At 75.0% G+C, this 484-nt stretch carries 1 protein-coding gene; it reads left to right on the plus strand.

Annotation, left to right across the window (positions count from 1 at the left end):
- Positions 1 to 15 precede the first annotated feature (15 nt).
- Positions 16 to 484: DNA-formamidopyrimidine glycosylase family protein (locus HG543_RS54090; RefSeq protein WP_281404570.1), on the plus strand; the 469-nt coding region annotated here is incomplete at its 3' end.

A 484-nucleotide genomic window follows, 5' to 3' on the forward strand; every position in this document is an offset into this window, starting at 1 on the left:
GGGTTACCCAGGGGGATGCCTGAAGGACACAGCATCCACCGGGTTGCCCGGGTCCACCGCCGCTGGCTGGTGGGGCGGCGCTTCACGGCGGACTCCCCGCAGGGGCGCTTCGCGGATGGGGCGCGCGTGCTGTCGGGGCGGACGCTCGTCGACGTGGAGGCGCACGGCAAGCACCTGTTCCACACGTTCGAGGGGGGCGTCCGGCTGCACATCCACCTGGGGCTCTTCGGCCTCATCCGTCACTTCCGGGGAGGGGCGCCGCGGCCCTCGGAGGCGTGCCGGCTGCGGCTGGCATCGCCGCACGCCACGCTGCATCTCGCGGGGCCCTTCGCCTGTGAGTTGCTGAAGCCCGACGAGGAGGCGGCCCTGCGCGCGAGGCTGGGCGAGGACCCGCTGCGCGAGGACGCGGTGCCCGAGCGGGCGCTGGCGCTCTTGCGCAAGGGGCGGTGTCCGCTGGCGCACGCGCTGCTGGACCAGGGGCGGG

It is taken from the genome of Pyxidicoccus fallax (genome assembly GCF_012933655.1).
Lineage (GTDB): Bacteria > Myxococcota > Myxococcia > Myxococcales > Myxococcaceae > Myxococcus > Myxococcus fallax.